Source organism: Domibacillus sp. 8LH (genome assembly GCF_038806185.1).
Taxonomy (GTDB): domain Bacteria; phylum Bacillota; class Bacilli; order Bacillales; family Domibacillaceae; genus Domibacillus; species Domibacillus indicus_A.
This window is the reverse complement of sequence record NZ_JAVJNG010000319.1, coordinates 1-238: the sequence shown is the minus strand read 5'-3', so window position 1 is coordinate 238 and position 238 is coordinate 1. Positions and strand designations below refer to the sequence as shown.

At 69.3% G+C, this 238-nt stretch carries 1 protein-coding gene; it reads left to right on the top strand.

What is annotated here, in order from left to right; translation table 11 throughout:
* A partial coding sequence (locus RG959_RS24865) for a response regulator (RefSeq protein ID WP_342799369.1) occupies nucleotides 1-238 on the top strand: 238 nt, incomplete at both ends.

The following is a 238-nucleotide window of genomic DNA, read 5'->3' as shown; positions in this document are numbered from 1 at the left end:
ATCGCGCTCATACGCGCCACGCCCGCGCAGGTGCTCGTGCTCGACCTGTCGATGCCGGGCCGCAACGGCGTCGAACTGATCAAGCAGATCAAGGACGAGAAGCCCGCGCTGCGCGTCCTCGTGCTGACCATGCACGCGGAGCAGCAATACGCGGTGCGCGCGTTCCGCGCCGGCGCGTCGGGCTACCTGACGAAGGAAAGCGCGAGCGCCGAGCTGGTCGGCGCGGTCACGAAGGTGG